This is a genomic window from Mycobacterium arosiense ATCC BAA-1401 = DSM 45069 (assembly GCF_002086125.1).
Classification (GTDB): Bacteria; Actinomycetota; Actinomycetes; order Mycobacteriales; family Mycobacteriaceae; genus Mycobacterium; species Mycobacterium arosiense.
Map to the genome: position 1 here is coordinate 42,000 of NZ_MVHG01000007.1, position 18,093 is coordinate 60,092.

An 18,093-nucleotide genomic window follows, 5' to 3' on the forward strand; every position below is an offset into this window, starting at 1 on the left:
CGCCGGTCGCGGCAGCGAAGAACGCCCGGCGCAACAACCCCGACACGAGTTTAAGCGGCATATAAGAATCGTTTGCCGGATTTGCCAAAAGCACGCCGACCTCAGGGATAAAATCCTCGCATCCTTAGCTGCGGCAACGGCGCCGCGTGGAGGGGGGAGCGGTGATGAGTCCTCGACGATCGACCCGCCCGATTGACCCGTTCCCCGAGCAGCTGCCGCCGAGTGAGACCGTCACGGTACGGGCGGCCGACGGCACCCGGTTGCACGCGGAGGTGTTCGGGCCGCCCGACGGTTACCCGATCGTCTTGGCGCACGGCATCACCTGCGCCATCCGCGCGTGGGCGTATCAGATCGCCGACCTGTCCAACGACTACCGGGTGATCGTCTTCGACCATCGGGGTCACGGCCGCAGTGACTTGCCCCGAGCCAACAACTACAGCCTCAATCACCTTGCGTCCGATCTGGATTCAGTGCTGGATGCGACCTTGGCGCCGCACCAACGCGCCGTGGTGGCCGGCCACTCGATGGGCGGTATCACCATCGCGGCGTGGTCGCAGCGCTACCGCCACAAGGTTCCCCGCCGCGCGGATGTGGTCGCGCTGATCAACACCACCACCGGCGATCTGATCCGCAAGGTACAGCTGTTGCCGGTGCCCTACGGGTTGTCGCCTGCCCGGGTTCTGGCCGGGCGCGCCCTGATCAACACGTTTTGTGGGTTCGCGGTGCCCGGTGCCGCCCGAATCCCGAGCCGCTATATGGTGGCGATGCTGGCCACCGGACGAGACGCCGATCCGCGCATCGCCAGGCTCGTCTACGAGCTCTTCGAGAACACCTCGCCGGCGGGACGGGCCGGCTGCGCGCGGGCGCTGGTCGCGTCGCTGGGCTCTCGCTATCTGAACCTGGACGGGTTGACCGTCCCGACGTTGGTCATCGGCAGCGAGCGCGACCGGCTCACCCCGATCAGCCAATCCCGCAGGATCGCGCGCACCGTGCCCAACCTGATCGGCCTGGTGGAACTGCCCGGCGGGCACTGCTCGATGCTGGAACACCCGCGAGAGGTGAACCGCCAGCTGCGCGCGCTCGCTGAAACGGCGATCCGCACCGCGGCCACCCGCCGAATCAGCTCATAGCAGGGCGGTGATTTCGGCGGCCGCGCGCTGCCCGGAGCGGATCGCCCCGTCGAGGAAACCGGTCCACTCGTCGGCGGTTTCGGTGCCGGCCCAGTGAATCGGCCCGACCGGTTCCCGCAACCACGGCCCGAACCGCGTCCACGACCCCGGTGGCACCGCGGCGGTGGGGCCGCCCGGCGCGAATTCCTCTGCGCCCCAACGATGATCGATGTAGTCCAGGGGCTTGAGCGCTTCGTCGCCGAAAAGCGTTGCGAAGCAGCGCAGCGCGTCGCGGCGGCGCTGATCGCCGGGTAGCGCGTCGAACGAGCGGCCGTCGACAAAACCCATCAGGATGCCCGGTCCGTCGGGGTGCGGACTCACGTCGAACGTGATGAAGACCGGGCCCTCGTCGGACAGCGCCTGGCCGGAAAACCCGTTGGTCCGCCAGAACGGCGTGGAGTAGGCGGCGTAGGCCTTGCTGAGCCGGCCCTGCGGCCAATGCCGGGCGAGCTGCTCGTACTCGGCGGGCAGCGGGGGAGTGAACTCGATGGCGGCGCGGTGGGCCGGCGGGATGGCGACGATGACGAATCCGGCCTCGGTTTCGGCGAGGTCGGTGGTGACGGTGACGCCCGCGCCGTGGCGCTCGATCCGCCGCACCGGTGCGTTGAGCACCACCCGGCCGCCCAGTTCGGCGGCCGCCGCCTCGGCGATCTGTTGGGTGCCACCGGCGAACCGATCCTGTTGGGCGCCGTCCTCGACGTCCAGCAGCCGGTCCAGGCCGCCGGCCGCATGCGCGTAGCGGGCGGCGTGCAGCATCGACACGTCGTCGGGTTCACATCCCCAGGTCACCCGCGCCACGATCGCCAACAGGTCCTGCGAGGAAGCGGTCGCGCGCACCGAGCGCAACCAGCCGCCGAGCGACAGGCCGTCGAGTTCATACGCGCGGCGGGCGTCCCACGGCGCCGCTAGCGGGATGCTGCGCGCGATCCGGTCGAATTGCCAGCGCAGCCGACCGATGTCCAGCAGGCCGGTCAGCGAAAGCTTGGGGATGGTGCCGTGGTACGCGTGCGTCCACCCGCGCCAATGAATCAGATTTTTGCCGTCGTGATGGGTCGGGGTGGTCGGGACGTCGAGCTCGGCGGCCATCGTCAGTACGGCGTCTTGGGTAGGCCCGACGAACGTGCCGCCCAGATCGGCCGGCAATCCGGCGACGCTGCCGGTCAGCGAACGTCCGCCCACCCGGTCGCGACCCTCGAAAACCGCGACATCATGGCCTTGCTGGGTCAGCTCGCGCGCCGCAGCGAGTCCGGCGAAGCCGGCACCGACCACGACAACGTCGACAATTCGCGGCGGATTCGACACGCGGTCCAGTGAACCGCATTTTTCCGCTTTTCACGGCAATTTCTGCCAAGCTGAATGCCGGGCGTTAGCCTCACGGCGATGGCAAACATATGCCGACCTCGCTATGTTGATTACGCTGCCGCCACGTGCTTTCCGAAAGTCCCGTCACCAGTCCGGCCGCCAGTCCTGCCAGTTCAGCCCCATTTGCCGGCACCGCGTCGAACCTGCGCACCGTGGCCCTGGGCAGCATGATCGGCACCACCATCGAGTGGTATGACTTCTACCTGTACGCGACCGCATCGGCGTTGGTCTTCAAACCGCTTTTCTTCCCGAATATCTCACCGACGGCGGGAACATTGGCCTCCTTCGCCACCTACGCCGCCGGATTCGGGGCCCGGCCCCTCGGTGCGGTGTTGTCGGGGCATTTTGGCGACCGGTTGGGCCGCAAAACGGTTTTGGTGGGCGCGCTGGTGGTGATGGGTCTGGTCACCACCACGATCGGAGCGCTGCCGACATACGCCGAAGCCGGGCTGCTCGCGCCTGCCCTGCTGGCGACCCTGCGTGTGGTGCAGGGCCCGGCCGTGGGCGCCGAATGGGGCGGTTCGGCCGTGCTGTCGGTGGAGCACGCGCCGCCCGATCGTCGCGGATTGTTCGGCAGCTTCACCCAGTTGGGCTCGCCGGCCGGCATGCTGCTGGCGACCTCGGTATTCTTCCTCACGCGAAAGGCCACCGGTCCGGGCTTTTTGGCATACGGATGGCGAATCCCGTTCCTGCTCAGCGTTTTCCTGGTGGGCATCGGTCTGTTCGTCCGGCTGAAGCTGACCGACGCGGAAATCTTCGAGCGGCTCAAGCGGCGCGACGAGCTGGCCCGGCTGCCGATAGTGGAGGTCTTGCGCAAGGACTCGCGCAACGTGGTCATCACCACCGGCTTGCGGCTGTCACAAATCGGGCTTTTCGTCTTGTTGACGACGTATTCGATTACCTATCTTCAGGATTCATTCGGTAAGGGCAGCGCGGTGGGCCTGATCGCGGTGCTGGTCTCCTCGGCCCTCGGGTTGCTCAGCACGCCGGGCTGGGCGCTGATGTCGGACCGGGTGGGGCGGCGGCCGCCGTATCTGTTCGGCGCGCTGGCTGGAGTCGTGGCCCTGTTGTTGTTCTTCGTGGCTGCCGGCACCGGGTCGGCGCTATGGGTCATACTGGCAATCGTGTTCGGTGTCAACGTCGTTCACGACGCGATGTATGGCCCGCAGGCGGCCTGGTTCGCCGAACTCTTCGGCACCCGGGTGCGCTACAGCGGCGCGTCGCTGGGCTATCAGATCGGTGCCGTGCTGTCGGGAGGGTTCGCGCCGTTGATCGCCGCGTCGTTGTTGGTGCTCGGCGGCGGACGGCCCTGGCTGATCGTGGCATACTTCGCGGTGCTGGCGGCGGTCACCGTCGCCGCCGCGTACTCAGCGCCCGAGACGCGTGAGGATTACATCGGGTGAATACGCCGCGCAGGATCTTTCTGAACGCCTTCGACATGGCCTGTGTCGGGCATCAGTCCGCGGGGCTGTGGCGCCATCCCGACGATCTGGGTTACCGCTACCGGGAACTGGGCTATTGGACCGAGCTCGCCCGCATCCTGGAGACCGGTGGGTTCGACGCGTTGTTTCTCGCCGACGTGCTCGGGGCCTATGACGTGTACGGGGGCTCGCGCGACGCCGCGGTCGTCGACGCCGCCCAATTTCCGGTCAACGACCCGACCGCCGCGGTCTCGGCGATGGCGGCGGTGACCGAGAGCCTCGGCTTCGGAATCACCCTGTCGCTGACCTACGAGCAGCCCTACGTGTTGGCCCGCCGGCTCTCGACCCTCGACCACCTGACCGGTGGCCGGGTGGCGTGGAACATCGTCACATCGTATTTGGACAGCGCCGCAAAAAATTTGGGCCTGGACGCGCAGATCCCGCACGACCAGCGTTACGAGATCGCCGACGAGTACCTCGAGGTCTGCTACAAGCTGTGGGAAGGGTCGTGGGAGGCCGACGCCGTGGTGCGCGACGCGGAGCGGGGCGTGTTCACCGACCCGACCAAGGTGCACGACATCGAGCACAAGGGCCGCTATTTCTCGGTGCCCGGTCCGTTCCTGTGCGAGCCGTCGCCGCAACGCACCCCGGTGTTGTTCCAGGCCGGAGCCTCGCCGCGGGGTGTGCGGTTCGCGGCGGCCCACGCCGAGGCGGTCTTCGTCTCGGGCCCGACACCGCAGATCGTGCGCGGTCCGGTGCGGGCGTTGCGGACCGCCGCCGCCGCGCTGGGCCGCGATCCACGCTCGATCAAGGTGTTCACCATGGTGACCCCGGTGGTCGCCGAGACCCACGACGAGGCCGTCGCCAAGCTGGGTGAATACCGGCGGTTCGTCAGCCCCGCCGGCGCGCTCGCCCTGTTCGGCGGCTGGACCGGCGTCGACCTGGCCGAGCTCGACCCCGACGAACCGCTGAAATACGTCGAGACCGACGCCAACCGCTCGGCGCTGGCCTCGTTTACCACCGCCGCGCCGGACCGAGCCTGGACGGTGGCCGAGCTGGCCGACGAGATCGGGATCGGCGGCCGCGGCCCGGTGCTGGTGGGTTCGCCGACCGAGGTGGCCGACGAACTCGAGCGGTGGGTCGCCGAGGCCGACGTCGACGGGTTCAATCTGGCCTACGTGACGACCCCGGGCACCTTCGTCGATTTCGCCAAGTTCGTTGTCCCCGAGCTGCGCCGCCGGGGACGGGTGCCCGACGACGTGCCGCGTCGCACGCTGCGCCAGCGGCTCGGCGGCGCCGCGCCGCTGCTGCCCGACGATCACCCCGGCGCAGCCTACCGCCGCTGAACTACGGCGCGACCGTCAGCCAATCGGCGAATCCGGACGGGTCGTGCCGGCCCAGCGCGCCGTGCTCGTAGAGGCCCCAGCCCTCGACCGGCTCGCCGTCGCCGTCGCGGCAGACCGCGCGGCCGACATGGTCGATCACGCCGAACCCCGCGCGGCCGACGATGGCCGGGTCGGTCATGTCGTACGTCACCCGTTCGGCGAACTTTTCGCCTTTCCAGGTGCCGTGGATCCAGTCGGAGTCACCGCCATAACCGCCGCCGACGTGAATGGGCACCGGCAGCTTGGATTCCACATCGAAGTGGACCGGGGTCCCGTCCGGGGTGGTGGCGTCGATCGTCGCGCCGGTCGGGATGCGGGTACCGGAGCGGTAGTGGATCTTGACTCGGGGCCAGCCCAGCTGCTCGACGCGGCCGTCGCGCCAGATACGCGTGCAGTCGTTGAGCGAGCGGAACCCGTTGGGCTCCTCCTGAATGATCAGCACGATGGCGAAATCGTCGAAGGCCATGGGTATGTAGAGCCACCACATGCCCTCGAAGGGCGGGTCGGCGGGCCGGCCAGCGGGCTCGGCCTCGCCGATCGGGCGGATGCCCCAGGACCGGTCGCGACTGCCCAGCCAGGTGTTGGGGTCGACGATGATCTCCTCGCCGTCGATGACGAGGTGCCCGCTCCAGCTGCCCAGCTGCGCGAAGCGCTGCGCGTCCAGGGTGACCCGGTTGCCCGAGCGCAGGATGTGCGGCTGTTCCTGGACGACGTCGAACAGGCCATTCCAGGTGAGATCGGCTGCGATGCCTTCGGTTTCGTCGAGCACGATGCGCAGCTTGCGCAGCGGCTCGATGACCTCGACGCGGTAGCCGTTCACTTGCTGGTTGAGGCGGTCCTGATCGATGGCATTCGAAACGTGAACGGCGGTCTGGGTATCCCCGCGCCTGATGAGCAGGAACGCATCCTTGACCCCGAGGTTGGGGTAGTAGCCGATGCCGCTGATCACGAAGATGTCGCCGGTGCGGTCGTGGGCGTTGAAGTAGGAGCGGTCGTAGAAGTTGCGGTCCGAAGAGCCCGGCCAGGCGATCGGCTGGGGGATCTGGTGTACCGGAAATTCGTCGAGCGGTCCGAGCATTACTGATCCTCTCCGATTGAGCCCTCGCCGATTAAGCGGCGCATCAATCCGGCGTGATAGAACAGGGATTCGACATCGTCGGGCTTTTCGGTTTCGCCGAAGTGCACTCGCCGGGCGCCGGTGCGCATGAACACGCACGCCCACATCACGCCGGAGTACACGTAGAACCAATGTAGGTCGCCGACTTCGACTCCGGCCAGGCGCGCATAGGTGGCGCGCACGTCCTCCTCGCGCATCACCCCGGGCAGCCCCGGCAGCGTGGCCAGACCGGCCAGCTCCTGAAAAACCATGTGCGCGAATATCATCCACGCCACGTCGAGCTCGCGCGGTCCCAGCGTCACCATTTCCCAGTCCAGCACGGCGACCGGCCGGAAGTCGTTGTACAGCACGTTGCCGACCCGGGCGTCACCCCACAGCAGCACCGGCTCGGCGGCGGCCGCCTCGGCCGGCCAGTTCGCCTCCAGCCAGCCGAAAGTCCGCTCCAGCAGCGGCGATCGCCCGATGTCGGGTACCGCGAAGTCGTACCAGGACCGCACCCAGTTGAAGTGCTTGCGCAACGCGGTGTCGCCGGATTGGCCGTCGGTGAGGAAGCCAAATATGCTCTGCGCGTTCGGAATCGAGTGCAACTTCGCCAGGATGCCGACCGTGGCGTCCTGCAGTTCGCGCTGCCGCTCGGCGGGAGCGTCGGCAAACCAGTTGCCGCCGAAGGTGTACGGCATGACGTCGGGGGGCACCTCACCCTCGACGTAGTCCATCACGAAGAACGGTGTGCCCAGGACGTCGCCGGTGTTCTCCAGCCAGCGCACCCGGGGCACGGGCACGTCGGTCAGTTCCCCCACCTTCCGGATGACCTCGAATTGGTGGTCGAGCCGGTAGGTTGGGAAGACCTGCACATCCTCGGTGGAGGGCGCCACCCGCGCCACCAGCCTCTGTTCGGTCGGCCGGCCGTCCTGCTGCCAGCGGGTGGTCAGGATGATCGTCTCGGAGGACATGCCCGTCGAATCCACGCCGCTTTCCACGGTCACCTCGGGATTTGCGGCGTCCGGCAGTACGGTGGAAAGCCAACGTGACATGACCGTCGGCAACGTGGTGACGTCGCGGCTGGAGCGCTGGAGCCGGTCGACGTTGTCGACCGCCGGTTCTGTTGCCATAAGGTGCCTCCTTCGTTGAGGCAATTACGATACGGTAGGTAGCGTTATGAAAGCAGACCCGTCCGACCTTGACAAGGCCTCCGGGGCCGGCCGCCCGCGCGATCCGCGTATCGACTCTGCCATCCTCTCGGCGACCGCGGAACTGCTTGTCCAAACGGGCTATTCCAACATCAGCCTGGCCGCGGTCGCCGAGCGCGCCGGCACTACCAAATCCGCGCTGTACCGGCGGTGGTCGAGCAAGGCCGAACTGGTGCACGAGGCGGCGTTCCCGACGGCCCCGACGGCGCTGGAGTCGCCGGCGGGGGACATCGCCGCCGACATGCGGATGATGATCGAGGCCACCCGCGACGTGTTCACCACCCCGGTGGTGCGTGCCGCGCTGCCCGGTCTGGTTGCCGACATGACCGCCGATCCGGCGCTCAACGCGCGGGTGATGTCGCGGTTCGCGGACTTGTTCACCGCGGTGCGGGTGCGGCTGCGGGAGGCGGTTGACCGGGGCGAAGCCCATCCCGATGTGGATCCCGACCGTTTGATCGAACTGATCGGGGGAGCGACGATGCTGCGGATGCTGCTGCGTCCGGGAGAAGAGCTTGGCGAGGCGTGGGTGGAGCAAACCACCGCCATCATCGTGCACGGGGTGCGGCGGTGACGGGGCGGCTTACGGGGCGCGCCGCGATCGTCACCGGCGGCAGCCGCGGTCTGGGCCGGGCCATCGCGCTGGCCCTGGCCGCCGAGGGGGCGGCGGTGGCGGTCGCCGGGCGTACCGAAGAAGTATGGGACGACCGCTTGCCGGGCACCATCGGGGAGACCGTCGCCGACATCGAGGCGGCGGGCGGGCGTGCGGTGCCGGTCCGGGCGGATCTGACCGATCGCGAGCAAATCGCCCGGCTGGTGAAATCAGCGCGAGAAGCGTTGGGCCCCATCGGGATTCTGGTCAATAATGCGGCCTTCACCGCTCCCGGTCGACCGCCGGCGCCGGGCGCGCAACCGCGTGACGGCGCCGCCAAGCCACCGGGCGCCGCCAGGCCATCGAGTGCCGCCAGGCCACCGGGCGCCGCCAGGCCCGGCTGGCCGGGATTCGTCAGCACGCCCCTGCACGCGTATCGCCGGCACTTCGACATCGCGGTGTTCGCCGCCTACGAGCTGATGCAGATGGTTTGTCCCGACATGATCGAGGCGGGTGGCGGCTCGATCATTAACATCACCTCGATCGCGTCGCGATTGCCCGGTGATGGCCCGTATGCCGATCGCAGCAGTGGGGTACTGCCCGGGTATGGCGGATCCAAGGCCGCGCTCGAGCACCTGACCCAGTGCGCCGCATTCGATCTGACCGACCACAACATCGCGGTCAATGCGTTGTCGCCGTCCAAGCCGATCCTCACCCCGGGGCTGTCCTACTATGCCCGCGACTTCGATGACACCGCGTCTGAGGACGAATTCGCTCGCGCGGCAGTCGAATTGGCTCTGGTCGATGCCGGCAAGGTCACCGGCCGCACCATCGGTCACCTCCAGGTCCTCGACGGCAGTTTCCGGCCCTTCACGGTGGGCTAGACCGAGTCGCCTTCGGGCGGGTCGGGATCCCCGCGCAGCAGCTCGTCGGGATGGTGCGCGTGGTTGACCTCGGGCGGGCCGTTGCCGTCGGTCCAGCCGAGTCGCCCGTTGTCGGCCACCACGGTGCGCCATTCGCCGCGGCTCACCGCACCGTGGTCGGATCCGCAGGCGAAAAACAGGTTGTCGGCGTCCGTCCGTCCGCCATCCGCCCACTCGTGCGCATGATGGACCTCGCAGTGATAGCCGGGTTCAAGGCAATTGGGGTGGGTGCAGCCGCGGTCACGGGCGTAGCAGACGAGCCGTTGATCCGCGGATGCGATGCGTTTCTCTCGCCCGAGATACAGCGGCCGGCCGGTGTGTTCGTCGAACACCGCGAGGTAGTGAATTGCTTTGGCGGCTATGCGAATCAGATCCGGCATGGGCAGTCGTGAACCGCCGCCCGTGCGCGCCGGCGCGGGCATCGGGATTGACGAGTCGACGGCGGCGTGCGCGGCTCGATCGAGTTCGGCCAGCGTGGTCGTGGCGATCACCGTGACGGGCAGGCCGCGGTGCGCCCCGATACCGCCGGAGGCGATGGCGATTTCGAGGCCCAGCTTGAGGGCGTCGTGGCAGCGTTGGGCCGGGGTGCGATCATCGCGTGCCTCGGGATCGCTGTCCGGGGTCTGATGGCGGCCGGGCCGCACCGCCGCTTCGAGGGCTTCGAAGTAGGCCCGGGCCTCCGGATCCAGTAGACCGGAGAGCCGCGACATTCCGTCGGGCCGTTGCGGGCCGAGGTACACACAACGGCGGCGGGCGCGATCGACGTCGGTGAACCGGCCGTCGGGATTGAGATAGTCGGCGATTCGGTGGCCGAGCTTGGTGACCACCGCGGCGTCGAGCTTCGTCGCGTGCCGCACCAGCGTGCGCTCGGCCTCCGCCACATCATCCGGCGAGGCGCACGAGGGCAACGTATCCACAGCGGCACATACGGCGCGGATGTGGTCCTCACCCACGGCGCCGGCGGCCACCGCCTCCGCCAGCGCTGGCAGTTCGGGTTCCAGGGGCGCGCCGGTCAGCGTACGGCGCGGCCGTAGGCGGGCGGTGAGCCGAAACCGGCGCGCGACTTCCTTGGGGGTGATGCGTAGTCGCGCCCACAGTGCGCCGCGCACCGCGGGAACGCACCCCACGCCGTCCGGTGGGTCGGCGATTTCGCCGAAAATCCGGTACATCAGGCCGCGATTGGTGCGGTCCTGCGCCTCCAGGCGTTCTGCGACGTCGACCCGAAAGGCGTTGCCGACCGCATCCGACGGGGTCTGGCGCAGCGCCTCGTGGGCAGCGTCGATCGCGTCGAGCGCCGAGCAGATTCGCTCCCGCGCCTGTGCCGCGTTCACCAGAGGACCCACACCCGCCATGGTATGGAACACACGTTCGAATCGGCACCGCGCGCGAGGAATCTGTGGATGAACCGCCGACTGTGGATAACCAAGGACGCCGATCCTGGCCCTGGGGCCGTTTGACGTGCAAGTATGAGGAAAGTCAGTGCCGCGACGGCGGCAGGCAACCAATCGAGTGGTGTGCCAATGCCTGGTATGGACAAGCCGACAGGGCGGGTCGTTGCCCTGATCGTCCTGCTGCTCGTGGTCGCCGCCGCCCTGCGCGGCTACCTTCCCGCTCGCCACGATGCGGTGCGCAACGAGCCGGCCGGACGGGCGGCGCTGGCCTTCGTGGTAACGGCTCTGGCCGTCGCGCTCGCGCTGATCGCGATCGCCGTCGTCGCGCGGCTGCGTGACCCCCGCGCTCCCGCGCCCACCGCCGGTGCACTGTCCGACATGCTGGGCACCGGTAGGGGGCGACCGAGCTGGCGGGTGTTGCTGATCGGACTGGCCGTGATCGTGGCCTGGCTGCTCGTCGTGATGCTGCTGGCCCGATTCCTGCCCCACGCCCTCGCCCCCGGCCCGTCACAGCCCGACATCGGCGCGGCGCCGTCGACTAACCCGTCCGCACCGCCGTCACAGCAGCAGCGCCAACACCGACCCCGCGACGGTACGCAGGACATGCTCGGGATGCTGCTTGCCTGCACGGTCGCGATGCTGGTGCTGTTCGTCGCCGGTACGGTCGCCACGGCGCGCCGGCGCTGGCGTCCGCCGGCGCCTGGCGTCGCCGACGAACCGGCGGAACCCCCGGCGCCGGCCGCGCGTTCGGAGTCACTAGCGCGGGCGGCCGAACGCGGTCTGGCGGAAATGACCGACCTGAGCCGTGAACCGCGCGAGGCGATCATCGCCTGCTATGCCGCTATGGAACGTGAACTCGCACATGTTCCCGGCGCCGTCCCCCAGGAATTCGACACCCCCACCGAGGTGCTGGCCCGCGCGGTCCAGCATCATGCCCTGCACGCCGACAACGCCGTCAAATTGGTGAACCTGTTCGCCGAGGCGCGGTTCAGCCCCCACGTGATGAACGAGGGCCACCGCGACATCGCGGTAGTCGTCCTCCGGTTGGTCCTCGACGAGCTGAGTTCGCGGAGTTCCGCATGAAAAAGATTACGACACTGGGCGTTTGTTTCATCGTCGGCATAGAACTGTTGGCGCTGACCCAGCATGATCGACGCTGGGTGTTGGCGGCCTCCGGTGTGGGGCTGGCGCTGGTGCTGCTCACCCTGCGTCGTGCGCTGGGGCGGGGTCCCGATGCCGACGCGGAGCCGAGCGCCGATGATCTCGGAGATTCGTTGCGCCGCTGGCTTGCCACCACCGAGACGACGATCCGGTGGTCGGAGTCGACGCGGGCCGACTGGGATCGGCACCTGCGCCCGATGCTCGCCCGCCGGTACGAGATGACAACTGGCCAAAGGCGATCCAAGGATTCCGAGGCGTATCACGCAACCGGGCGCATGCTTTTCGGTGTGGAACTGTGGGAATGGGTCAATCCCAACAACGTCACCCGCAGCGGTGATCGCCAACCCGGCCCGGGCCGTGCGGCGTTGCAGGAGATTCTGCAGAAGCTGGAGCAGGTATGACAGGAGGCGCGATCCCAACATGACGCTGCCGGCCGCCACCACGACCGCCCACTGCGAGGCGATTCTCGACGAGATAGAACGCGTGGTGGTGGGGAAACGATCCGCGTTGCGGCTCATCCTCACCACTGTCCTGGCGCGCGGCCACATCCTCATCGAAGACCTGCCCGGCCTGGGCAAGACGCTGATCGCGAGATCTTTTGCCGCGGCGCTGGGGCTGCAATTCACCCGAGTGCAGTTCACCCCCGACCTGTTGCCCGCGGACCTGCTCGGCTCGACGATCTACGACATGCAGTCCGGCCGCTTCGCGTTCCGGCCCGGCCCCATCTTCACCAACTTGTTGCTGGCCGACGAGATCAATCGCACACCGCCGAAGACCCAGGCGGCGCTGCTGGAGGCGATGGCCGAAGGGCAAGTGAGCATCGACGGCGAAACGCACCAGCTGCCAAAGCCTTTCATTGTGCTGGCCACTGACAACCCGATCGAGTACGAGGGCACGTATCCGCTGCCCGAGGCGCAACTCGACCGGTTCGCGATCCGGCTGGAACTGCGGTATCTCAGCGAGCGGGACGAGGCGTCGATGCTGCGCCGCCGCCTCGAACGCGGTTCGGCCGAACCGACGGTCGACCAGGTGGTGGACGCGCGCGACCTGCTGGCCATGCGTGAATCTGTCGAGCAGGTGACCGTGCACGAAGACGTCCTGCATTACGTGGTGTCGCTGGCCAACGCCACGCGGCACCACCCGCAGGTCGCGGTCGGGGCCAGCCCCCGCGCCGAACTCGATTTGGTCCAGCTCGCCCGCGCCCGCGCGCTGCTGCTCGGACGCGACTACGTCATCCCCGAGGACGTGAAGGCGCTCGCCATCGCGGCGGTCTCGCACCGAATCACCCTGCGCCCGGAGATGTGGGTACGAAAAATCCAGGGCGCCGACGTCATCGCAGAGCTGTTGCACCGCCTGCCGGTGCCCCGCACCGGCGCCGGCGCCGGTGAGATCGGATGAGCCCCGCATGACCCACAGCACGGCGGTCGAGTTCCGCTGGCGGGCATCGGAGTTGACGCGAGCCATCGCCACGTGCGCGGGGTTCGCGATCGCCGCGGCGGTGATCGGAGGCCGGTGGCAGCTGATCGCCTTCGCCGCGCCGCTGGTGGGCGTGTTGAGCTCGATCAGCTGGCAGCGCCCGGCGCCGGCGATCCGGGTGCACGGTGAACCCGACACCCAGCGATGCTTCGAAGACGAGCAGGCACGCGTCAGGGTGTGGGTGACGGACGAAGCTGGGGCGTCGGCCGTGCAGCTTACGGTTCCGGACATAGCGGGCATGGAGCTCGACGTCCCGGAATTCGATGGGGAGCAAGCGAGAACGGTCACGGCGACCGCGCGTCGCTGGGGCAGGTATTCGGTCGAGGTTCGCGTCGATGTCGTCGCCCGCGGTGGGCTGCTCACCGGAACGGCCGTCGTCGGGGCCGCCGAGGTCATCGTGTTCCCGTTGACGCCGCCGCAGCCCACTCCCATCCCGCAGACCGAGCTGCTCGACCGGTTGGGTGCCCACCTGACTCGTCATATCGGGCCGGGTGTGGAATACGCCGACATTCGTCCCTACGTGCCCGGTGACCAACTGCGCGCGGTGAATTGGCCCGTCAGCGCTCGCCGGGGCCAACTGCACGTGACACAGCGGTTGACTGACCGTGCGGCCGACGTGGTGGTGCTCGTCGATGGCTACCGGCAGCCGGCCGGGCCGGCGACCGAGGCCACCGAACGGGCCGTGCGCGGTGCGGCGCAAGTGGTGCAAACCGCGTTGCGCCATGGTGACCGGGCCGGCATCGTCGCCCTCGGGGGCAACCACCCGCGATGGCTGGGAGCCGACATCGGGCAGCGCCAGTTCTATCGGGTGCTCGACACCGTCCTTCGCGCCGGTGGCCGGTTCGAGCACACCACGGGCACGTTGGCGCCCCGCGCGGCGGTTCCCGCCGGGGCGATCGTCATCGCGTTCTCCACGCTGCTCGACACCGAATTCGCCTTGGCCCTCATCAATCTGCGCAAGCGGGGCCATGTGGTGCTCGCCGTCGACATTCTCGACACTTCGCCGTTCGAGGACGAACAGGACCCCCTGGTGGATCGAATGTGGGCGTTGCAGCGCTCCGCGATGTATCGCGACATGGCCACCATCGGCGTGGATATCGTGTCGTGGCCCGGCGATGGCGGCCTGGAGCAGTCGATGGGTGTGTTGCCGGATCGGCGACGGCGGGTGCGGGGGAGGCTTCGTGGCTGACGGCGGCGCGGGGGGCTTGACACGGGTCGGGGCGCCCGCGTTCGCGACGGGCTTCGGCCTGCTCATGGTGGGGCTGGCCGCCGGCGGCTGGCACGAGTCCGCGATCGCCGCGTGGCCGGCCGCGCTCATCGCGGTCGCGGCTGGGATCGTATTCCGTCCGGCCGCAACGGTTGCCGTGCTGTTGGCGGCCGTCACGGTCCTGCTGTCCAGCCCGCCGGTGATGTTCGTCGCGCTGTCCGGTTTGTGCGCCGCCGCCTACCTGGTGTGTCGCCATGCGGTCGGCACGACGGCGCTCGTGGTGCTGGACAGCTGGCCGACCGCGCTTGGCGCCGTCGGGTTTACGGTCGCCGGGTTGGTCGCGACGTCGTTTCCCCTGCAGTTGCCCTGGTTGCCGCTGGTCGCCCCGCTGGCGGCGCTGCTGATCTACCTGCTGGCCGTCCGGCCGTTCATGGACTGACCGCTGTCGACGGGCGCTGCGTCAGTGCAGCAGCTGGGCGGCCTGGTCGGCCAGATCGAGCACCGGCTGCGGGAAGATGCCCAACACCACGGTGATCGCGGCGCACACCGCGATCGCGGCCTTGCTCAAGATGCCCGGCGCCACCACGTGCGGCGTGTCGTCGGTCGCTTCGGTGAAGAACATCGACACGATCACCCGCACGTAGAAGTAGGCGGCCACCCCGCTCGCGACCACACCGACGATCACCAGCGGCACGGCACCACCCGCGGCGGCGGCCTTGAACACGGCGAGCTTGCTGACGAATCCGCTCGTTAGGGGGATACCGGCGAAGGCCAACAAAAACATCGAAAACATCACGCCCACAATGGGGGAGCGCTGCCCCAGCCCCGCCCAGTGCGAGAGCGCGGCGTCCTCGACTCCGTCAGCGTCGCGGATCAGGCCGACGATGGCGAACGCGCCGACGGTGCTGAAGCTGTAGGCCAGCAGATAGAACAGCGTGGCGGACAGGCCCGTGTGGTTGTCGGCGATGACGCCGGTGAGGATGAATCCGACGTGGGCCACCGACGAGTAGGCCAGCATGCGTTTGACGTCGGTCTGGTTCACCGCCGTGATGGTGCCCACCGCCATCGTCAGAATGGAGATGGCCCACAGGACCGGGCGCCACTGATCGTGCAGCGGCGGTAGCGCCACGTAGATAACCCGCAGCAGCGCACCGAAAGCCGCCACCTTGGTGGCGGCCGCCATGAACCCGGTGATGGGGGTGGGCGCGCCCTGGTACACGTCGGGGATCCACGAATGGAACGGAACGGCGCCGACCTTGAACAGCAGGCCGACCGACAGTAGCGCCACACCGACCAGCGCCATCGACGTATCACCCTGTGTGGCGAGCGCATCGCGGATGCCGGTCAACAGCAGCGTGCCGGTCGCGCCGTACAGCAGCGCCACGCCGTACAGGAAGAACGCCGACGAAAACGCGCCCAGCAGAAAGTACTTCATCGCGGCTTCTTGCGACAGCAGGCGGCGATGACGGGCCAGGCCGCACATCAGGTACAGCGGCAATGACAACACTTCCAGCGCGACGAACATGGTCAACAGGTCGTTGGAGGCGGGAAAGACCATCATGCCGCCGACAGACAGCAGCGCCAGCGGAAACAGCTCCGTCTGGGCGGCTCCGGCCCGCTCGGCGTCCCGCTCGGCATCACTGTCGGGTACCGCCGACGCCTGCGGCGTGAAGGCGTCCAGGCCGCCCGAACCGGCCGTGCCGACGCCCACGGAGACCTTGCGCCCCGCCCTGGTCTGGGTGCGTTCGGCGATGAAGACGACTGCCATCACCGCGACCAGCAGCACGGTGCCCTGCAGGAACAGCGTCGGGCGGTCGATAGCCATGGCGCCCAACACCGCGACGCGCCCCGTGCTCGGGATCGTGCGGCTCACGGCGATGACCGCGACGAACGCCGCGATCAACCCGCCAAGCGCGAGCGTCACCTGCGCGGTGTAGCGAATTCGCCTGGGCAGGAAGGCCTCTGCGAGGACGGCCACCACGGCGACGCCGAACACGATGAGCGTCGGGCACAGCAGGAAATACTGGATGCTCGGGGTTGGGAGGGTCATCGCGGTCCTTCGGCGGTCCGGGGTAGGTCGGCCGGCCTGGGTGTCGCCATGGGGACGGTCGGCTTGGGGTCATGCTGGCCGATGGTGGTCATGGTGTTCTCCACGGCGGAATTGATGATGTCGAGCACCGGCTTGGGATAAATGCCGAGCACCAGCAGTAGCGCGATCAACGGTGCAACGACGATCAATTCGCGGGCGCGCAGGTCGCCGATCTTCTCGTTGCCGCCGGCGACCGGCCCGGTCATCATTCGCTGGTAGAGCCACAACATGTAGACGGCCGACAGCACCAGCGCGGTGACCCCGAATGCAGCCGCCAGCCAGTATCGGTTGAAAGTTCCCAACAGGACCAGGAATTCGCTGATAAACGGCGCCAACCCGGGCAGTGACAGGGTGGCCATGGCCGACACCAGGAAGGTGCCCGCCAGTATGGGCGCCACCTTCTGCACGCCGCCGTAGTCGGCGATCGCGCGGCTGCCGTGCCTCGATATCAGGAAACCGGCGATCAGGAACACCGCGGCCGTGGACAGGCCGTGGTTGAGCATGTACAGCGTCGACCCGCTCTGTCCCTGACTGGTCATCACGAAGATGCCCAGGATGATGAACCCGAAGTGCGAGATCGAGGTGTAGGCGATCAGCCGCATGATGTCGGTCTGGCCGATGGCGACGATCGCGCCGTAGATCACCCCCATGACCGCCAGCACCACGATCAGCGGCCGGAAATACGTTGAGGCGCCGGGGAACAGCTGCAGGCAGTACCGCAGCATGCCGAAGGTGCCGACCTTGTCCATCACCGCCATCATCAGCACCGCGGTCGCCGGGGTGGCCTCGACCGCGGCGTCGGGCAGCCAGCGGTGGAACGGCCAGAGCGGGGCCTTGATCGCGAACGCGAACATGAAGCCCAAAAACAGCGCCTTGAACACCGCGGAGTCCGCGCCGTAGTGGCCCGAGGCGACGCCGGCCACGATCTCGCGGAAGTCGAAGGTGCCCGAACCGTGCTGCGAGGTCACCACGTACAGCCCGATCACCGCGGCCAGCATGATCAACCCGCCGAACAGGTTGTACAACAAGAACTTCACGGCCGCGCGCGACCTGCCGGCCCCACCGCCGAAACCCCCGATCAGGAAGTACATCGGGATGAGCATCGCCTCGAAGAACACGTAGAACAGCAACACGTCGAGCGCAATCACCGAGATCAACACCATCGACTCGATCGCCAGCGTCAGCGCGACATAGGCGTGGACGCCGCGGGTACGGCCGCCGCCGTCGTTCCAGCCCGCCACCTGCAGCACCGGAATCAGCACCGCGGTCAGCAGCACCAGCACCACCGCGATGCCGTCGACGCCCAGGGTGTAGCCGGCGCCGAACGCCGGGATCCACTGATGGCTTTCGACGAATTGGTAAGGCGCGCCGCCGCTTTTGAACCCGACCGTGACGACGATCGCCACGGCCAGGGTCGCGACGCCGAAGACCAGACCCGTCCATTTGGCGAGCTGTCGCAACCCGGGCGGGGTGAGGATGATCAACACCGAGCCGACCAGCGGCACCAGCCACAACACGCTCAGCCATGGCACGTTATTCACCGGCGCCGCTCCTCCTCATCGCTTCGTCCCCCGCGAGCGGGTGGCACCCCCGCTGCATCGTCGCCGGCGCGA

At 68.2% G+C, this 18,093-nt stretch carries 16 protein-coding genes and 1 pseudogene; 10 read left to right on the forward strand and 7 right to left on the reverse strand.

The window, feature by feature from the left end:
- Nucleotides 1-164 precede the first annotated feature (164 nt).
- On the forward strand, nt 165-1,130 hold the full coding sequence (locus BST14_RS05115) for an alpha/beta fold hydrolase (RefSeq protein ID WP_083063501.1): 966 nt from the start codon (nt 165-167) through the stop codon (nt 1,128-1,130).
- Here BST14_RS05115 and BST14_RS05120 read toward each other — a convergent pair.
- The gene (locus tag BST14_RS05120) at nt 1,125-2,471 is read right to left on the reverse strand and encodes a flavin monoamine oxidase family protein (protein ID WP_083063502.1); all 1,347 of its coding nucleotides are present in this window, start codon (nt 2,469-2,471) and stop codon (nt 1,125-1,127) included. The two genes, BST14_RS05115 and BST14_RS05120, sit on opposite strands and share 6 nt — an antisense overlap.
- A 227-nt stretch (nt 2,472-2,698) precedes the next feature.
- Between BST14_RS05120 and BST14_RS05125 the strand changes: the two genes are divergently transcribed.
- Nucleotides 2,699-3,934, forward strand: coding sequence for an MFS transporter (locus BST14_RS05125; protein WP_142279279.1), 1,236 nt, complete (start codon nt 2,699-2,701; stop codon nt 3,932-3,934).
- Complete coding sequence (locus BST14_RS05130) at nt 3,931-5,298, forward strand: LLM class flavin-dependent oxidoreductase (protein ID WP_083063504.1); 1,368 nt, start codon at nt 3,931-3,933, stop codon at nt 5,296-5,298. Before BST14_RS05125 ends, BST14_RS05130 begins: the two co-directional genes overlap by 4 nt.
- Before the next feature lies 1 nt (nt 5,299).
- Here the strand turns inward: BST14_RS05130 and BST14_RS05135 are convergent, their stop codons facing one another.
- Both BST14_RS05135 and BST14_RS05140 read right to left on the reverse strand, forming a co-directional pair.
- Entirely contained in the window at nt 5,300-6,415 is a 1,116-nt protein-coding gene (locus BST14_RS05135) for an Rv3169 family protein (protein WP_083063505.1), read from the reverse strand.
- Nucleotides 6,415-7,566 (reverse strand): phosphotransferase family protein, encoded by a 1,152-nt coding sequence (locus BST14_RS05140; protein WP_083063506.1) that lies wholly within the window; start codon nt 7,564-7,566, stop codon nt 6,415-6,417. The genes BST14_RS05135 and BST14_RS05140 overlap by 1 nt, the downstream gene beginning before the upstream one ends.
- A gap of 46 nt (nt 7,567-7,612) precedes the next feature.
- Between BST14_RS05140 and BST14_RS05145 the strand changes: the two genes are divergently transcribed.
- Nucleotides 7,613-8,215, forward strand: a complete 603-nt coding sequence (locus BST14_RS05145) for a TetR/AcrR family transcriptional regulator (RefSeq protein ID WP_083063507.1) — start codon at nt 7,613-7,615, stop codon at nt 8,213-8,215.
- A complete protein-coding gene (locus BST14_RS05150) occupies nt 8,212-9,117 on the forward strand; it encodes an SDR family NAD(P)-dependent oxidoreductase (protein WP_083063508.1) in 906 nt (301 codons plus the stop codon). The genes BST14_RS05145 and BST14_RS05150 overlap by 4 nt, the downstream gene beginning before the upstream one ends.
- On the opposite strand, the gene BST14_RS05155 is transcribed toward BST14_RS05150, so the two are convergent.
- Nucleotides 9,114-10,499: an HNH endonuclease signature motif containing protein gene (locus tag BST14_RS05155; protein ID WP_083063573.1), complete on the reverse strand. Its 1,386-nt coding sequence runs from the start codon at nt 10,497-10,499 to the stop codon at nt 9,114-9,116. The genes BST14_RS05150 and BST14_RS05155 overlap by 4 nt on opposite strands.
- A gap of 186 nt (nt 10,500-10,685) precedes the next feature.
- Between BST14_RS05155 and BST14_RS05160 the strand changes: the two genes are divergently transcribed.
- The 5 genes from BST14_RS05160 (at nt 10,686) to BST14_RS05180 (ending at nt 14,830) form a co-directional block, all read left to right on the forward strand.
- On the forward strand, nt 10,686-11,630 hold the full coding sequence (locus BST14_RS05160; RefSeq protein ID WP_083063509.1) for a DUF4129 domain-containing protein: 945 nt from the start codon (nt 10,686-10,688) through the stop codon (nt 11,628-11,630).
- Entirely contained in the window at nt 11,627-12,109 is a 483-nt protein-coding gene (locus BST14_RS05165) for a hypothetical protein (RefSeq protein ID WP_083063510.1), read from the forward strand. The genes BST14_RS05160 and BST14_RS05165 overlap by 4 nt, the downstream gene beginning before the upstream one ends.
- 19 nt (nt 12,110-12,128) lie before the next feature.
- On the forward strand, nt 12,129-13,106 hold the full coding sequence (locus tag BST14_RS05170; RefSeq protein WP_083063511.1) for an AAA family ATPase: 978 nt from the start codon (nt 12,129-12,131) through the stop codon (nt 13,104-13,106).
- 7 nt (nt 13,107-13,113) lie between these two features.
- Nucleotides 13,114-14,373, forward strand: coding sequence for a DUF58 domain-containing protein (locus BST14_RS05175; RefSeq protein ID WP_083063512.1), 1,260 nt, complete (start codon nt 13,114-13,116; stop codon nt 14,371-14,373).
- Between the two features lie 64 nt (nt 14,374-14,437).
- Nucleotides 14,438-14,830 carry a hypothetical protein gene (locus BST14_RS05180; RefSeq protein WP_245845317.1) on the forward strand — a complete coding sequence of 131 codons (393 nt, stop codon included), beginning with the start codon at nt 14,438-14,440 and terminating at the stop codon, nt 14,828-14,830.
- Between the two features lie 21 nt (nt 14,831-14,851).
- On the opposite strand, the gene nuoN is transcribed toward BST14_RS05180, so the two are convergent.
- From nuoN to BST14_RS30750, 3 genes and pseudogenes are all read right to left on the reverse strand, one after another.
- On the reverse strand, nt 14,852-16,441 hold the full coding sequence (nuoN, locus tag BST14_RS05185) for an NADH-quinone oxidoreductase subunit NuoN (protein ID WP_083063514.1): 1,590 nt from the start codon (nt 16,439-16,441) through the stop codon (nt 14,852-14,854).
- Nucleotides 16,438-18,021 carry an NADH-quinone oxidoreductase subunit M gene (locus BST14_RS05190; RefSeq protein WP_083063515.1) on the reverse strand — a complete coding sequence of 528 codons (1,584 nt, stop codon included), beginning with the start codon at nt 18,019-18,021 and terminating at the stop codon, nt 16,438-16,440. The genes nuoN and BST14_RS05190 overlap by 4 nt, the downstream gene beginning before the upstream one ends.
- Nucleotides 18,018-18,092 (reverse strand): annotated as a pseudogene (locus BST14_RS30750) (16S rRNA (guanine(966)-N(2))-methyltransferase RsmD); the annotation flags it as partial. The pseudogene BST14_RS30750 and the gene BST14_RS05190, both read right to left, overlap by 4 nt.
- Nucleotide 18,093: the final 1 nt, after the last annotated feature.